Origin of the sequence: Bradyrhizobium sp. Ai1a-2, assembly GCF_000426245.1 — a bacterium.
Classification (GTDB): domain Bacteria; phylum Pseudomonadota; class Alphaproteobacteria; order Rhizobiales; family Xanthobacteraceae; genus Bradyrhizobium.
This window is the reverse complement of record NZ_AUEZ01000030.1, coordinates 22,291-38,016: the sequence shown is the minus strand read 5'-3', so window position 1 is coordinate 38,016 and position 15,726 is coordinate 22,291. Positions and strand designations below refer to the sequence as shown.

Annotated in this window: 16 protein-coding genes; 15 read left to right on the top strand and 1 reads right to left on the bottom strand. The window is 63.3% G+C overall.

Annotation, left to right across the window (positions count from 1 at the left end):
* Positions 1-38 precede the first annotated feature (38 nt).
* The 7 genes from K288_RS0119675 (at position 39) to K288_RS0119645 (ending at position 7,418) form a co-directional block, all read left to right on the top strand.
* On the top strand, positions 39-1,241 hold the full coding sequence (locus K288_RS0119675; RefSeq protein ID WP_027581106.1) for a pyridoxal phosphate-dependent aminotransferase: 1,203 nt from the start codon (positions 39-41) through the stop codon (positions 1,239-1,241).
* A 357-nt stretch (positions 1,242-1,598) separates the two neighbouring features.
* Entirely contained in the window at positions 1,599-2,081 is a 483-nt protein-coding gene (locus tag K288_RS0119670; RefSeq protein ID WP_027581105.1) for a DUF992 domain-containing protein, read from the top strand.
* Between the two features lie 239 nt (positions 2,082-2,320).
* Positions 2,321-4,369, top strand: a complete 2,049-nt coding sequence (locus K288_RS0119665) for an elongation factor G (RefSeq protein WP_027581104.1) — start codon at positions 2,321-2,323, stop codon at positions 4,367-4,369.
* A 51-nt stretch (positions 4,370-4,420) separates the two neighbouring features.
* Complete coding sequence (locus K288_RS0119660; RefSeq protein ID WP_027581103.1) at positions 4,421-5,209, top strand: GNAT family N-acetyltransferase; 789 nt, start codon at positions 4,421-4,423, stop codon at positions 5,207-5,209.
* A gap of 3 nt (positions 5,210-5,212) precedes the next feature.
* Positions 5,213-5,845: a YoaK family protein gene (locus K288_RS0119655; protein ID WP_027581102.1), complete on the top strand. Its 633-nt coding sequence runs from the start codon at positions 5,213-5,215 to the stop codon at positions 5,843-5,845.
* A gap of 38 nt (positions 5,846-5,883) precedes the next feature.
* On the top strand, positions 5,884-6,726 hold the full coding sequence (locus K288_RS0119650) for a shikimate dehydrogenase (RefSeq protein ID WP_027581101.1): 843 nt from the start codon (positions 5,884-5,886) through the stop codon (positions 6,724-6,726).
* A 65-nt stretch (positions 6,727-6,791) separates the two neighbouring features.
* Positions 6,792-7,418 carry a hypothetical protein gene (locus K288_RS0119645; protein WP_027581100.1) on the top strand — a complete coding sequence of 209 codons (627 nt, stop codon included), beginning with the start codon at positions 6,792-6,794 and terminating at the stop codon, positions 7,416-7,418.
* A gap of 96 nt (positions 7,419-7,514) precedes the next feature.
* Here the strand turns inward: K288_RS0119645 and K288_RS0119640 are convergent, their stop codons facing one another.
* Positions 7,515-8,651 carry an alpha-hydroxy acid oxidase gene (locus K288_RS0119640; protein ID WP_027581099.1) on the bottom strand — a complete coding sequence of 379 codons (1,137 nt, stop codon included), beginning with the start codon at positions 8,649-8,651 and terminating at the stop codon, positions 7,515-7,517.
* Positions 8,652-8,754: 103 nt separating this feature from the next.
* Here K288_RS0119640 and K288_RS54170 point away from each other — a divergent pair, with 103 nt between their 5' ends.
* The 8 genes from K288_RS54170 to K288_RS0119600 all read left to right on the top strand — a co-directional run bounded on the left by K288_RS54170 (position 8,755) and on the right by K288_RS0119600 (position 15,686).
* Positions 8,755-8,919: a hypothetical protein gene (locus K288_RS54170; protein WP_201449697.1), complete on the top strand. Its 165-nt coding sequence runs from the start codon at positions 8,755-8,757 to the stop codon at positions 8,917-8,919.
* A 213-nt stretch (positions 8,920-9,132) separates the two neighbouring features.
* Complete coding sequence (gene glmM / locus K288_RS0119630; protein WP_027581098.1) at positions 9,133-10,485, top strand: phosphoglucosamine mutase; 1,353 nt, start codon at positions 9,133-9,135, stop codon at positions 10,483-10,485.
* 187 nt (positions 10,486-10,672) lie between these two features.
* On the top strand, positions 10,673-11,932 hold the full coding sequence (locus K288_RS0119625; RefSeq protein WP_027581097.1) for an MFS transporter: 1,260 nt from the start codon (positions 10,673-10,675) through the stop codon (positions 11,930-11,932).
* Between the two features lie 304 nt (positions 11,933-12,236).
* Complete coding sequence (locus K288_RS0119620) at positions 12,237-13,088, top strand: outer membrane beta-barrel protein (protein ID WP_027581096.1); 852 nt, start codon at positions 12,237-12,239, stop codon at positions 13,086-13,088.
* Between the two features lie 185 nt (positions 13,089-13,273).
* The gene (locus K288_RS0119615; protein ID WP_027581095.1) at positions 13,274-14,098 is read left to right on the top strand and encodes an outer membrane beta-barrel protein; all 825 of its coding nucleotides are present in this window, start codon (positions 13,274-13,276) and stop codon (positions 14,096-14,098) included.
* 78 nt (positions 14,099-14,176) lie between these two features.
* On the top strand, positions 14,177-14,767 hold the full coding sequence (locus tag K288_RS0119610; RefSeq protein ID WP_027581094.1) for a glutathione S-transferase family protein: 591 nt from the start codon (positions 14,177-14,179) through the stop codon (positions 14,765-14,767).
* Between the two features lie 15 nt (positions 14,768-14,782).
* On the top strand, positions 14,783-15,253 hold the full coding sequence (locus K288_RS0119605) for a GNAT family N-acetyltransferase (protein ID WP_027581093.1): 471 nt from the start codon (positions 14,783-14,785) through the stop codon (positions 15,251-15,253).
* Positions 15,254-15,491: 238 nt separating this feature from the next.
* Positions 15,492-15,686, top strand: a complete 195-nt coding sequence (locus K288_RS0119600) for a hypothetical protein (protein WP_027581092.1) — start codon at positions 15,492-15,494, stop codon at positions 15,684-15,686.
* Positions 15,687-15,726: the final 40 nt, after the last annotated feature.

Genomic DNA, 15,726 nt, shown 5'->3' with positions numbered 1-15,726 from the left:
CCGTTGTGCGTTCTTTCCACCAAAATTCGGAGACGATGATGTCCTTCCTGTCCGCTGCGCTTGACCGTGTGAAGCCGTCCGCGACGATCGCGGTCACGGATAAAGCACGCGCGCTGAAAGCGGCGGGCCGCAATGTCATCGGGCTCGGCGCCGGCGAGCCGGATTTCGACACACCGGCCAACATCAAGCTGGCGGCGATCCATGCCATCGAGGCCGGCAAGACCAAGTACACCGACGTCGGCGGCATTCCGGAGCTGAAGGAGGCGATCATCGCCAAGTTCCTGCGCGAGAACGGCCTCACCTACAAGCCGAACCAGGTGATCGTCGGCACCGGCGGCAAGCAGGTGCTCTACAACGCGCTGATGGCGACCATCAATCCGGGCGACGAGGTGATCATTCCCGCGCCCTATTGGGTGAGCTATCCGGAAATGGTCGCGCTCGCCGGCGGTGAATCGGTGCCGGTGGTGTGCACGGCCGAGCGCGGCTTCAAGCTCGGCGCGGAAGATCTGGAAAAGGCGATCACGCCGAAGACCAAGTGGATCATCCTCAACTCGCCGTCGAACCCGACCGGCGCCGCCTACACGCGCGCCGAACTGAAGGCGATCACCGATGTGCTGGTGAAGCATCCGCATGTCTGGGTGATGACCGACGACATGTACGAGCACCTGGTCTATGACGACTTCGCCTTCACCACACCGGCGCAGATCGAGCCGAAACTCTACGACCGCACGCTGACGGTGAACGGCGTCTCCAAGGCCTACTGCATGACCGGCTGGCGCATCGGCTATGCCGGCGGGCCCGCGCAGCTCATCAAGGCGATGGCGACGATCCAGTCGCAGTCGACTTCGAACCCGTCGTCGATCTCGCAGTGGGCCGCCGTCGAAGCGCTCAACGGTCCGCAGGATTTCATTCCCGTGAACAACAAGGTGTTCAAGGAACGGCGCGACCTCGTGGTTTCGATGTTGAATCAGGCCACCGGCATCGACTGCCCGCGGCCGGAAGGCGCGTTCTACGTTTATCCGTCCTGCGCCGGCACCATCGGCAAGACGTCGCCGAGCGGCAAGGTGATCGAGAACGACGAGGACTTCGTCACCGAGTTGCTGGAGAGCGAGGGCGTCGCGGTCGTGCACGGTTCGGCCTTCGGCCTCGGCCCGGCGTTCCGCATCTCCTACGCCACCAAGACCTCGGATCTCGAAGATGCCTGCAAGCGCATCCAGCGCTTCTGCGGCAATCTGCGATAGTCAAATCGATCGAGCGAGAATGAGAAGGCCCGCGCAAGCGGGCCTTTTTCTTTGATTTCGCTCTCTCCTCCGTCATTGCGAGGAGCGTAGCGACGAAGCAATCCATGCCTCCGCTTGCGGCACTATGGATTGCTTCGCTCCGCTCGCAATGACGGTGGGGCTGATTTGAGCGTCAAACAGCAGGCCTGTAGTTTCGGAATCGCGCCGTATGTCCTGAAGATGACGGCGGAGCGCAACTTGGTTGTGCCGCCAATCTGGTGCTGCCTTAAAGCTTATGGCATAGACGAGCACGCGTCGCGGGGCAGGCGCGTCCTTCGTCGCTACTCCCGTCACATCTTTTCAGCCGGAGATATCTTCATGCGTCGCTTCGTCCTTTGCGCGGGCACGGCCATCGTCACGCTCGCATCCGTCATCGCCGGCGCCAATGCGCAGCGACCAGAGCGCGTGCAGGTCGGCGTCCTGGAGTGCCGCGGCGGCGCCAGCGTCGGCTTCATCGTGGGCTCGGTCACCCATCTCGGCTGCGTGCTGCGCGTCGAGGGCAGGCCGGAAGACCGCTACATCGCGACCATCCAGAAGGTCGGCCTCGATATCGGCATCACCGAGGAAACGGCGCTGGCGTGGGGCGTCTATGCGCCGACCTCGCGGCTCGGACCGGGCGATCTTGCCGGCAACTATGCAGGCGCGGACGGCAGCGCGACGCTCGGCGTCGGTGTCGGCGGCAATGTGCTGGTCGGCGGCTCCAACAATTCGATCGCGCTGCAGCCGCTGAGTCTGCAGGGTCAGGTGGGCATCAATATCGCCGCCGGACTCGAAAGCCTGGAACTCCGGCCGGGACGCTAAGGCCAGTCTCTCGCCGTCATTGCGAGCGAAGCGAAGCAATCCACATTTCCGTGCGCGGTAAGAATGGATTGCTTCGTCGCTGTCGCTCCTCGCAATGACGGTGCGGCTCGGATTTGCCTGCTACGTTACATTACATCGCAGCGCAGCGACGTTTTCCCGCTTGCCAAACGTGCGCGACGGGCGGAGCATTGCCGATTGCCGACCCAATCAAGGGCCGAGCTCCAAACGAGGAGACGGCAATGGGACAAGACGTCAGAAGTCCCCGAGGTCCACGGTGCATTGCACTGGTGGGCCCTTTCCAAAGCGGTAAGACCACACTTCTCGAAGCGATCCTGGCGCGAACCGGTGCGATCCGCACAGCCGGCAGCGTCGATGCCGGAACTTCGGTTGGCGACGCCAGTGCCGAAGCGCGCAGTCACAAGATGAGCGTTGGGCTTACCGCTGCCACCACGACCTTCATGGGCGACAGCTATACCTTCCTCGATTGTCCCGGCTCGGTCGAATTTGCGCATGATATGCGCATGGCGCTTCCTGCCGTCGACGCCGCGATCGTGGTCTGCGAGGCCGACGAGAAGAAGCTGCCGCAATTGCAGCTCATCCTGCGCGAATTGGAAGAGCTTGCTATTCCCCGTTTCCTGTTCCTGAACAAGATCGATCGCGCCAACAAGCGCGTCCGCGAGACGCTCACCACGCTGCAGCCGGCCTCGCGCGTGCCGCTGGTGTTGCGGCAAATTCCGATCTGGAACGGCGACTTGATCGCGGGTTTCGTCGATCTGGCGCTGGAACGTGCCTTCGTCTATCGCGAGCACAAGCCGTCCGAGGTGGTCGCGCTCGACGGCGGCGATCTCGATCGCGAGAAGGAAGCGCGCTTCTCGATGCTGGAGAAACTCGCCGACCACGATGACGCGCTGATGGAGCAGTTGCTGGAGGACATCCAGCCGCCGCGCGACGCCGTGTTCGACGATCTCGCCCGCGAACTGCGCGAAGGCGTGATCTGCCCGGTGCTGCTCGGCTCGGCGCTGCGCGAGAACGGCGTGCTGCGCCTGATGAAGGCACTGCGCCATGAATCGCCTGGCATCGCCGACACCGCCAAGCGGCTTGGCGCCCCCGAAACGAAGGATGCGCTCGCCTATGTGTTCAAGACCGTGCATTTGCAGCACGGCGGCAAACTGTCGCTGGCGCGGCTGCTCGCCGGCCGTCTCGACGATGGCGCGACACTGACCTCCTCGTCCGGGGAGACCGGCCGCGTTTCGGGCATCCTCTCCGCGAACGGAGCGTTCGACACCAAGCGTGCCGCGGCGGAAGCCGGCGATACGGTTGCGCTCGGCAAGCTCGATGCGATCAAGACCGGCGACACGGTGGCGAGCGGCAAGACTGCGCCGCCCTCGCTGGTCAAGGCCGCGCTGACGTCGCCGGTGCTCGCGATGTCGGTCGCGGCCACCGACCGCAAGGACGACGTCAAGCTCGGCCAGGCGCTGTTGCGGCTGAACGAGGAGGATCCGTCGCTGACCCAGATCCAGAACGCGCGCACGCACGATACCGTGCTGTGGGGGCAGGGCGAGATGCACCTGCGCGTCGCAGTGGAACGGCTGCGCGATCGCTTCGGCGTCAACGTCAAATCGCACCCTCCCGCGATCGGCTATCAGGAGACCATCCGGAAACCGGTCAGCCAGCGCGGCCGGCACAAGAAGCAGTCCGGCGGCCACGGCCAGTTCGGGGACGTGATGCTCGAGATAAAGCCCCTGCCGCGCGGCACGGGCTTCACCTTCGACGAGACCGTGGTCGGCGGCGCGGTGCCGCGGAACTATATCGGCGCGGTGGAGGAGGGCGTGGTCGACGGCCTGCAGAAGGGGCCGCTCGGCTTTCCCGTGGTCGACGTCCATGTGCGCCTGACCGACGGTTCCTACCACAGTGTCGATTCCTCCGATCTCGCGTTCCGCACTGCGGCGCGGATCGGCGTCAGCGAGGCGCTGCCGAACTGTCATCCGGTGCTGCTGGAACCGATCCACATCGTCGAAATCGTCTGCCCGACCGACGCAACTGCCAAGATTAACGCGATCCTGTCGGCGCGGCGCGGCCAGATCCTCGGTTTCGACACCCGCGAGGGCTGGTCCGGCTGGGACTGCGTCCGCGCCACCATGCCGGAAGCCGAAATCGGCGACCTGATCGTGGAACTCCGCTCGGCTACCGCCGGCGCGGGCAGCTTCACCCGGCAGTTCGACCACATGGCCGAAGTGACCGGCCGGACCGCCGATCAAATTATTGCGGCGCATCGCGTGGCGGCATAAGTGTTGCTAGGATCATGGCCCCGGATCGAGGGTCATGATCCCCGCATCGCCATGGAAGTTGTCGATCTCTCCTTGAAAATGCGGCGGCTGACGCAATGGCTGGACGGCCGTTGTCAGCCCTATCGGCTCGTGCGCCGTCAGTTCGACGGTCCGCCGTTCGGTCACTGTTACGTGACCATCGATCCCGAACGCCAGGCGCCGTTTCCATCCGCCAATCTCAATCGCGTCTATCTCTGCGGCGCCGATCCCGCCATGAGTGACGATGCGGTTGCGCGCTTCATCGATCTGTTCACGGCCCAGGGCGTGAAGCGCTTCTTTGTCTGGCTGAGTCCGGGCCCCGACATGGACGTGATGCGGGCGCGGCTCGAGGCGGGGGGCCTGTCGCGCGCACGCCGCACCGGATATCCGACCATGTGGCGCACAGCCCATTCGCCGCTTCACTTCAGGACCGATCTCAGCATCCGCGAGGTGACCACCGACGAGATTGACGCCGCGCGCGACCAGCTCGGCGACACGCTGTGGCCGGAATATGCGCGCTCGGCCGGCCGCAAGGGCTTTGTACATTACATGGCGTTCGACGGCGATCAGCCGGTGGCGATCGCCGCGCTCTGCCTGTTCGAGGACATCGGCTATCTCCTGGCCGCTACCACCGCCGAAAGCCATCGCAAGCGCGGCGCGCAGCAGGCGCTCATTGCGAAACGTGTCGAGCGCGCCGAGCAGATGGGCTGCAGGGTGCAGGTCTCCGAGACCATGTACATGCTGGAACATTCGTACCGCAATCTGCGGCGCGCCGGCTTCACCGAGGCATACGAGAAAGAGGTCTACGAGTGGACGGCGTGATGCATGCCTGACTCGCGCCGCAACATCGCGCTGGCCTGCGCGCTCAGCGGGCTTGCCGGTTATCTCGACGGCGTCGGCTACCTGCATCTCGGCGGCCTGTTCGTCTCCTTCATGAGCGGCAATTCAACGCGGCTCGGTGTCGATATCGCGAAAGCGAGTTGGTTTGCCGCGGCGCAAACCATCGGCGTCATCGTGACGTTCGTGATCGGCGCGGCCGCCGGCAGCCTGATCGCGCTCGGTCGCGGCGGCCGTCGCCAGACCTGGCTGATGCTGACGGAAAGCCTGCTGCTGATCGGCGCCGCGCTGGCCTCTACGTTCGGCTGGCCCGTGGTTGCGGTCGGCGCGATCGTGTTCGCGATGGGACTGGAAAATTCCGTGTTCGAGGTTCGCGGCAATGCCGCGCTCGGCCTCACCTATGTCACGGGCGCGCTGGTCAAGGTGGGACAACTCCTCGGAGCGGCGCTGACCAGCGGCGCGCGCTGGGACTGGCTGCCGAACCTCATGCTGTGGGCGGCGCTGGTTTCGGGGTCGACCGTCGGTGCGCTCGCCTATCTCCACCTTAGTCTTTCGGCGGTCTGGTTCGCGGCGGGAGCCGCCGTCATACTCACCGCGTTCGTCGCGATGCGGGATAAGTGAATGTTGACAGTCCGCATTGCTTGTCCGATTGGACTGAAATGACCGCACCGACCAAAGCCCGCGCCGCATGCCTGATCGGATGGCCGGCCGCGCATTCGCGTTCGCCGCTGATCCATCATTATTGGCTGAGGAAGCTTGGCATCGAGGGCGGCTATAACATCGAGGCGATCCCGCCGGAGGGCTTTGCCGAGTTCGTGTTGCATCTGTCGACCCACGGCTTCGTCGGCGCCAATGTCACGATCCCGCACAAGGAGCGCGCGCTGGCGCTGTCGGTGCCTGATGAGCGCGCCCGCGCGGTCGGCGCCGCCAATACGCTGTGGTACGAAGGCGACGAGCTGCGCTCGACCAACACCGACGTCGAAGGCTTCATCAACAATCTCGACGCCTCCGCGCCCGGCTGGGACCAGGCGACGGAGGCGCTGGTGCTGGGCGCCGGTGGCGCGGCGCGCGCCGTGGTGTTCGGATTGCTCGATCGCGGCATGCAGCGCATTCATCTCGTCAACCGCAGCAGCGGGCGCGCCCGTGCGCTCGCCGACCAGTTCGGTTCTCGCGTCGAGCCGGCGAGCTGGGATGCGCTTGCCGATCTGCTGCCGCGCGCAGGGCTGTTGGTGAACACCACCTCGCTCGGCATGCACGGCCAACCGGCGCTCATCCTCGACGTCGGCTTGTTGCCGCCAAATGCCGTCGTCGCAGACCTCGTCTATGTTCCGCTGCAGACGCCGTTGCTTGCAGCCGCAGATGGGCGCGGATTGAAGACGGCCGACGGGCTCGGCATGCTCCTGCACCAGGCGGTGCGCGGCTTCGAGCTCTGGTTCGGCCAGCGCCCGCAAGTGACGCCGGAACTGCGCGCGCTGGTCGAGGACGATCTCACAAAGGCTTGAGGGCGCGAAATATTGCCGCACGAGTGGTGTCTCTGCACAGGTGATCCCCACCCGGAGCCCTCCCTATGCCTCCCTACCGTTCCACGCTCGCCCGCCCGCTGTTTGCCGTCGTCATGGTCGCAGCGTCAACTCTCTATGCGATCGCGCAGCAGCCGCCGACCTCGTCGCGTGTGCGCGGCACCATCGAAAGCGTCAACGGCGACACGATCGAGGTCAAGTCGCGCAGCGGTGAAGACGTCAAACTGCATATGACGAGCGATGCGCGCGTTGCCGGCATCGTCAAGATCGCGTTATCCGACATCAAGGTCGGTTCCTTCATCGGCGCCACCACTGTGCCAGCTTCCGATGGCACGCCGAAAGCGGTGGAAGTCCACGTCTTCCCGGAGGACATGCGCGGAACCGGCGAGGGCTCGCGGCCCTGGGACACGCGTCCCAACAGCAGCATGACCAATGCGACGGTCGCCGAATCCGTGGTCAGCAATGACGGCCACACGCTGCTCGTCAAATACAAGGACGGCGAGAAGAAAGTGCTGGTCTCGCCTGACACGCCTGTCGTGACCTACGTCCCCGGCGACAAGTCCGAGCTCAAGGCGGGCGCCAAGATCATCGCATTCACGAAGAAGTCGCCTGACGGCTCGCTCGAGACCAACCGCATCAGCGTCGGCCGCGACGGCATCACGCCGCCGATGTGAGTGCGCGTTGATGCGCGCGATCACTCCACGATCCCGTAGCCCGGGTTACGCTAACGCTCCACCCGGGCTATGGGGGATTCCTGCTCAGACGACCCCTTAAACCGCCAGCACCTTGTCGTCGATCTCCGCGATCGTGTTGACGCCGCACAGGCCCATGGTCGTGAGCAGTTCCTTCGCCAGCACGTTGATCGCTTCGGTGACGCCGGCCTGTCCGCCGGCGCCGAGGCCGTAGGCATAGGCGCGGCCGATCATGCAGGACTTCGCGCCGAGCGCGAGCGCGCGCATCACGTCCATGCCGGTGCGGATGCCGCCGTCGAACATGACTTCGACCTGCGATCCGACGGCGTCAACGATCTCCGGCAGCACCTCGATCGAGGATGGCGCGCCGTCGAGCTGGCGGCCGCCATGGTTGGAGACCACGATCGCCTGCGCCCCGGTCTTGGCCGCGATCTCCGCGTCCTCGACGTCGAGGATCCCTTTAAGGATCAGCTTGCCCGGCCAGATGCTGCGGATCCAGTCGATGTCCTTCCAGTTCAGCGAAGTGTCGAACTGCGAATTGATCCAGGTCGACAGCGAGGTGATGTCCTGGTCGACCTTGAGATGGCCGGCGAGATTGCCGAAGGTGCGGCGCTTGCCGCGCAGCACGCCCGAGACCCAGGCCGGCTTGCTGGCGAAATCGACCAGCTTCGACAGCGACCATTCCGGCGGCACGGTCATGCCGTTCTTGATGTCCTGGTGCCGCTGGCCGATCACCTGCAGGTCGACGGTCAGGACCAGCGCGCTGCACCTGGCGGCGATCGCGCGCTCGATCAGCGCCTTGATGAAGCCGCGGTCCTTCATGACGTAGAGCTGGAACCAGAACGGCTTGTCGACGGCGGCGGCAATGTCCTCGATCGAGCAGATCGACATCGTGCTCTGGGTGAACGGAATCCCCGCGGCCTGTGCGGCGCGGCAGGCGAGGATCTCGCCGTCGCCGTGCTGCATGCCGAGCAGACCCACGGGGGCGAGGATCAGCGGCATCGCGGCAGGCTCGCCCAGGATCGTGGTCTTGAGGTCGCGCTTGGACACGTCGACCAGGATGCGCTGGCGGAATTTGATCTGCTGAAGATCCTCGCTGTTGGCGCGCAGCGTGTCCTCGGTGTAGGAGCCGCGGTCGGCATAGTCGAAAAATGCCTTCGGCACGCGGCGCTTGTGTAGCTGGCGCAGATCTTCGATGCAGGTGATGTGCTTCATGGACGCTCCCGGCCCGTCTTGTATTTCGCGAATGCGCCGTCATCTAGCATGGTTGGATCATCTGCCAAATCATTCGGCCGAAATCCACCGATAGGAGGCCACCATGACCAGATCGACCCCCAAGCCGAAAGATGCAGAGAGCGAAAAGCGCTCGCTCGAGGAGTCGCTGGAGGAGGGATTGGAGGAGACTTTTCCGGCCTCCGACCCCGTCAATGTGACCCAGCCGGCACCCACCAAGGATGACCATCACATCCTGCGCAAGCGCTAGAGTCGCCGGTGGCCGCTGTCGGCACCCTCCGGCCACCGAAATTATACCTTATTCTACAATATATTAACCTAAACTCTTGCCTTCGGGCGACGGTAATGATTCATCATATATTTTGAAGCCGTCTTGGCGGCTGACGCATTATAAGCCTGCACGATGGCGTTTCGGGCTTCTCGCTGAGGTGGCTGGAGAAGCCCTGGCCTTACTGGGGGTGATATGAGCCGTAAATATTTCGGGACCGACGGGATTCGTGGCCGTGCCAACGGTCTGATTACGCCGGAACTCGCGCTCAAGGTGGGACAGGCCGCCGGCCTCGTGTTTCAGCGCGGCGATCATCGCCATCGCGTGGTGATCGGCAAGGATACGCGGCTCTCCGGCTACATGATCGAATATGCCATGGTCGCGGGCTTCACCTCGGTCGGCATGGACGTGCTGCTGCTCGGCCCGATGCCGACGCCGGCGGTCGCCATGCTTACCAAGTCGATGCGCGCCGATCTCGGCGTGATGATCTCCGCCTCGCACAATCTGTTCGAGGACAACGGCATCAAGCTGTTCGGGCCGCAGGGCTTCAAACTTTCCGATGACGTCGAGAAGCAGATCGAGCAACTGCTCGACGAGCCGATCGAGCGCCGGCTGGCGCAGAGCGCGAGCCTCGGCCGCGCCCGCCGTATCGACGGGGTCCATGACCGCTACATCGAATTCGCCAAGCGCACGCTGCCGCGCGAATTGAGCCTCGACGGCCTGCGCGTCGTGATCGATTGCGCCAATGGCGCGGCCTACAAGGTGGTGCCGGAAGCGCTATGGGAGCTCGGCGCCGACGTCGTGTCGATCGGGGTCGAGCCCGACGGCTTCAACATCAATAAGGAATGTGGTTCCACCGCGCCGGAAACGTTGGCAAGGAAGGTGCGCGAGATGCGCGCCGATATCGGCATTGCGCTCGACGGCGACGCCGATCGCGTGATCCTGGTCGACGAGCGCGGCCACCTTGTCGACGGCGACCAATTGCTCGCGGTGATCGCGCAGAGCTGGAAGGAAGAGGGCCGCCTCGCCAAGCCCGGCATTGTCACCACCGTGATGTCCAATCTCGGGCTCGAGCGTTTCTTGCAGGGCATTGGACTCGACATGGTGCGCACGTCGGTCGGTGACCGCTATGTGCTCGAGCGGATGCTGAGCGATGGCTACAATCTCGGCGGCGAGCCGTCCGGCCACATCATCCTTTCCGACTACGCTACTACGGGCGACGGCTTCGTCGCCGCGCTGCAGGTGCTTGCCGTGGTGCAAAAGCTCCGCCGCCCGGTGTCGGAAGTCTGCCACCGCTTCGATCCGCTGCCGCAGATCCTGAAGAACGTGCGTTATCGCAGCGGCAAGCCGCTCGATGATGTCGAAGTCAAGTCTGCCATCGTAGATGGCGAGAAGCGGCTCAACGGCCACGGTCGCCTGTTGGTCCGTTCTTCCGGCACCGAGCCGGTGATCCGCGTGATGGGCGAGGGCGACGACCGTCTCCTGGTCGAGGAAGTCGTCGACCACATCGTCTCTGCACTCGGCCACGCTGCGGCGGCTGCGGCCTAGCTCTCTCTATCTCCCTCTCCCGCCTGCGGGGGAGGTGAAGTGAATTCGCGGACGGACCGATTTCACCAAAAGGCATCGCACTCAGCGCGCGCTGGTAGCATCGCAGCCATCATCTATTGGCGGTGGTCGCAGCGGGTCGTGCGTCGTAAGCACAGCTTATTGTCGCGAATCCCGCCGGGAATCTCCGTTGAACAAGTCCGTTGTCGTTTCAGAAGAAGCGCTGGCTGAACCGGTGCTGGTGCCGGACGCGACACCGCGTATGGCCGCCCGCGCGGCCGCGGTGGGGCCGGCTTACATCGTGCTCGCGGGCATCAGCTTCTCGCACTTCCTCAACGACACCATGCAGTCGTTGATCGCCTCCGTCTATCCGATCCTGAAGGACGCCTACGCGCTGGACTACACACAGATCGGCATGATCACGCTGGCGTTCCAGTTCACCGCGTCGCTTCTGCAGCCTCTCGTCGGGCACTTCACCGACAAGAAGGCGCAGCCGTTCTCGCTCGCGATCGGCATGGGCTTCACTTTCTTCGGCCTGCTGCTGCTCTCTGGCGCGCATCACTACGGCATCATCCTGATCGCGGCGTCGCTGGTCGGCCTCGGCTCGGCGGTGTTCCACCCGGAATCGGCGCGGATCGCGCGGCTCGCCTCGGGCGGCCGTTACGGCTTTGCGCAATCGGTGTTCCAGCTCGGCGGAAGCTTCGGCACCTCGATGGGTCCGGTGCTCGCGGCGCTGATCGTGGTGCCGTTCGGCCAGCCCTCGATCGCATGGTTCTCCTCGATAGCGGGCCTCGCGATCCTGATCCTGTGGCGCATCGGTGGCTGGTACAAGCCGCAGATCGTGACCAGGAAGGCGGCGGTGATCGAGCGACACCCGGACGCGCCGACCGGGCGGCGGGTGACGATCGCGCTCGCCGTGCTGGTCGCACTGCTGTTCTCGAAGCAGCTCTATGTCTCGAGCCTCTCAAGCTATTACATCTTCTATCTGATGGAGAGGTTCGATGTCTCGACGCAAGCGGCGCAGCTCTACCTCTTCATCTTCCTCGCGGCGAACGCGGTCGGTGCTTTCGTGGGCGGACCGCTCGGCGATCGCTTCGGCCGCAAATACGTGATCTGGTTCTCGATCCTCGGCGCGCTGCCGTTCACGCTGGCGCTGCCCTATGCCGGCCTTGTCACCAGTGCTGTGCTCAGCGTGTTCATCGGCGTGATCATCTCGTCGGCGACGCCCTCGATCATCGTGTTCGCGCAGGAACTGATGCCGCATCGCTTCGGCATGATCTCCGGCCTGTTCTTCGGCTTTGCCTTCGGCATCGGCGGCTTGGGCGCGGCAGTGCTCGGCAAGCTTGCCGATCACACCGACATCGCTTTCATCTATCAGCTCTGCGCGTTCCTGCCGGCGATCGGGCTGCTCGCGGTGTTCCTGCCGAAAATGCCGAACCACACGCATTAAAGCGTTTTCGAGCTAAGCATGCCCTCGGACTTGATCCGAGGGTGGACTCCGGTGCGCGTGAAGAAAACGCGTTAAGACAAGAGCCGGGATTTCATCAACGCATCGTTAGCATTTGTGGCGCGGCCGCTTTCTGTTCGACAGCGGGAATAGCGCAATACCGCGAGCTTTCGGAGCAGTCGTCAGAGGTCGTCAACCTTAACAATTAGGGTTAAGCGCCGCTTAAGCATTTAGTGCCATCGTCCGCCCGTGGATTTTCAGACGTGAGGCTTCCCCCGCTCGCCTCACTGGCCAAAAGGACGAAGCAATGCGTTGCGTTAGATCTCTTATTGCCGCTGGTGCGGCCTCCCTGATTTCCTCGGTGGCATTCGCCGCCGACATGCCGATCGCGCCGCCGCCCTATGCACCGCCGCCTGTGGAGGATTTCGGCGGCTGGTATCTGCGCGGCGATATCGGCTTCAGCAATCAGAGCGTGAAGGAAGTGCGCAACGGCAACGAAGCCTTGTACACGCCGCTGCTCTCTCTGAACCAGCAGACCGGGTTCGATACCGGCGGCATCTTTGGTCTCGGTGTCGGTTACCAGTTCAACAACTGGTTCCGCGCCGACGTCACCGGCCAATACCGTGGAAGAACGAACTTTCACGGACAGGATCTCGTGACTTTTCCGCTTGGCGGAGGGGTTATCGGTGCGGGGTCTGACAACTACGGCGCAAGCAAGTCGGAATGGCTTGTCCTCGCCAACGCCTATGTCGACCTTGGAACGTGGTGGTGCGTGACGCCGTTCATCGGCGCTGGCGTGGGTGCTGCGCGCGTGACGATCTCCAACTTCACCGATCAAGGCCTCGCCGATTTCTCTCCCGGCGTGATTGCCCCTGGCTTTGCGCTTGCCAACTCGGCTTCCAAGTGGAATTTCGCATGGGCGGCGCATGCAGGTCTTGCCTACAGGGTTAGTCCGAACCTGACGCTCGAAGTCGCCTATAGCTACGTCGATCTCGGTTCGGGCCTGACGGGACCCGTGACGACGTTCCAGGGCTTCACCACCAACAATCCAATGAACTTCAGGGATATCACTTCGCACGATCTCAAGTTGGGCGTGCGCTGGAATCTGGACAGCCCGCAGCCGGTCTATGCGCCGCCGCCGCTGGTGCGCAAAGGTTAATACGAACCTTCATTGGTTAACGATTGCAAACGGCGCGGGATCTTCCCGCGCCGTTTCGCTTTGCGGCGAAATGGTGTTCATCACGCAGAAGATTGTGGCGAACGTGGCGTGCGACAACCATTGGTTAAGGTTAACGAGCGATGATCGTCGCCGGGTTTGGTTAAGTCGATTTGGGGGCGTGGGCGATGCGCAGGTTTCTGCTGGCGGTAGTGATGTGTGGCGCGGTGACGAGCGCGCGGGCCGCCGATCTTCCCGATCTCCCGGTGCTTCGCGGCAGCTTCACCGATGGGCTGAGCACTTCCAGAGCCTATTGGGATGGTCTCTACATTGGTGGCCAAGCCGGCTACGGATCGTCCGACGAGAATTTCGACAGCAAGCCGTCGTCTTTGATCGCCTCGCTGATTTCCGACAATGTCGTCCAGCAGATGGGCGTCGCGCAATGGAATCTCGGTCTCGGAAAGCAGTCGGCGCGTTCGTCGGCATACGGAGCCTTTGTCGGATATAATTGGCAATGGACCGACGTCGTGCTTGGCCTGGAGGCGAGCTACATGCACGGCAACTTTGGCGGCTCCGCCAGCGCCAGCAAGGAGCTCGTGAGCGGCGCCCCGCTCACCGACGGCTCCTTTCACGATGTCGCAGTTACCTCGGCATCCTCGATCTCGATCTCGGACATGGCGACGTTCCGGGGACGCGCAGCCTACGCTTTCGGATGCTTCCTGCCTTATGCGTTCGGCGGCTTCGCGCTCGGCAAGGCCAATATTTCACATACGGCAATCGTTGCGGATGCCGTGGGTCCCTCTGCCCTTGGGCCTTTCACCCAGTTGATGCCATTGAGCGCGACGGATGCCGTGCACAATCACCTCATCTACGGCTACACGGCCGGCCTGGGCATCGACATCAATCTGGTCGGCGGCCTGTTCATGCGCGCGGAGTGGGAATATATCCGCTTCACCACGACGGTCGATACCAGCATCAACACGGTGCGCGCCGGCCTCGGCTACAAATTCTAGGTGCACCTGCGCCTGACGTGTTGACAGCTCCTGTTTCCGCTGTTGCTCTGTCGTTCGGCAACAGGACAACCGCCAGCCATGAAAATCTACGGTGACGACAAGTCGGGCAACTGCCTGAAGGTGAAATGGGTGTGCGATCACCTCGCGCTGCCCTACACCTGGATCGACGTCGACATCCTCAAGCAGGAAACGCGCACCGCAGATTTCCTGAATATGAACAGCGCGGGCCAGGTGCCGACGATCGTGCTCGACGATGGCCGCGCCCTGGCGCAGTCGAACGCCATCATCCGCTATCTCGCCCGCGGCAGCGATCTCATTCCAGCGGATGATTTCTCCGCCGCGAAGATGGATGAGTGGCTGTTCTGGGAGCAGTACAGCCACGAGCCCTATATCGCGGTCTGCCGCTTCCAGATGCGCTATCTCGGCAAATCGGCGTCCGAGCTCGATCCGGAGAAGGTCAGGCGCGGCCATGCCGCACTGGCGCGGATGGAGCAGCAGCTCGCGTTGACGCCATTCCTGGTCGGCGAGGCGTTTTCGCTCGCCGACGTGGCGCTGCTCGCCTACACGCGGCTCGCGCATGAGGGCGGCTTTGATCTCGGCGGCTATCCCACGCTTCACCGCTGGATCGGCGAGGCCGAACGCTCACTCGGCCTGCCGCCGGCAAACTGAACTTCGGAACACATCATGGCATCTGCGTCCTCGATCACCATCCGTCGCGCCCGTCGCGACGATGTCCCTGTCATCGTCGGCATGCTCGCGGACGATCGGCTCGGCAGCGCCCGCGAGCGGATCGAGGATCCCTTGCCTCAATCCTACTTCGCCGCGTTCGAAAAGGTCGATCGCGATCCGAATTTCAAGCTCGTGGTTGCCGAGGATGTCGACGGCGCGGTGGTCGGCTGTCTGCAGTTGTGCATCCTGCCGGGCATAAGCTCGCAAGGCGCCTCGCGCGGCCTGATCGAGGATGTGCGCGTCGCAACCCATTGCCGCAGCCGCGGCATCGGAGAACAGATGGTGCAATGGGCAATGACCGAAGCGCGCACCAACGGTTGCATCCTCGTCGAACTGCTCACGCATCACACCCGCGTCGACGCGCAGCGCTTCTATGAACGGCTTGGATTTCAACGCAGTCATGTTGGCATGACGATACGCTTCTGAGTTGCGCCAGGTTGCATCGACACGATTGCTGACAGCAGTGGTAGTCCTCATTCTGCGTTCCGGTTAACAAGCGATAAACTACGCCGGCCTCCGTAATTTTACCGACAGGAACGCTCCTGCTAGTTACGAGTCTCCCAGCGGCAGAACATGATCCGCAAGAGATCATGATCAAGCAAAAAAGATCGAACGCGATGACGGTCCAAACTCATTGCGCTCAAGAACGGCTTGGGGATTTTAGATGAAGCGATATTCGATCGTCAGGGCGGGCAAGGAATACATCGTGCAGGTCGGTGAGAAGAGCATCATGAGAGTCTCCAGCCGGCGAAAGGCCGTGAAGCTGGTGAGCGATGCGGCCGGACTGCTTGATCAGACGCCGGCTCCGTCGCCCGACGAGCCCCCATCAATCGCCTGTGATCGTCGGGAAGTTCCTTGACGATTCCTTACCCTTCCACTATCTCCGACAGCGGGAAACC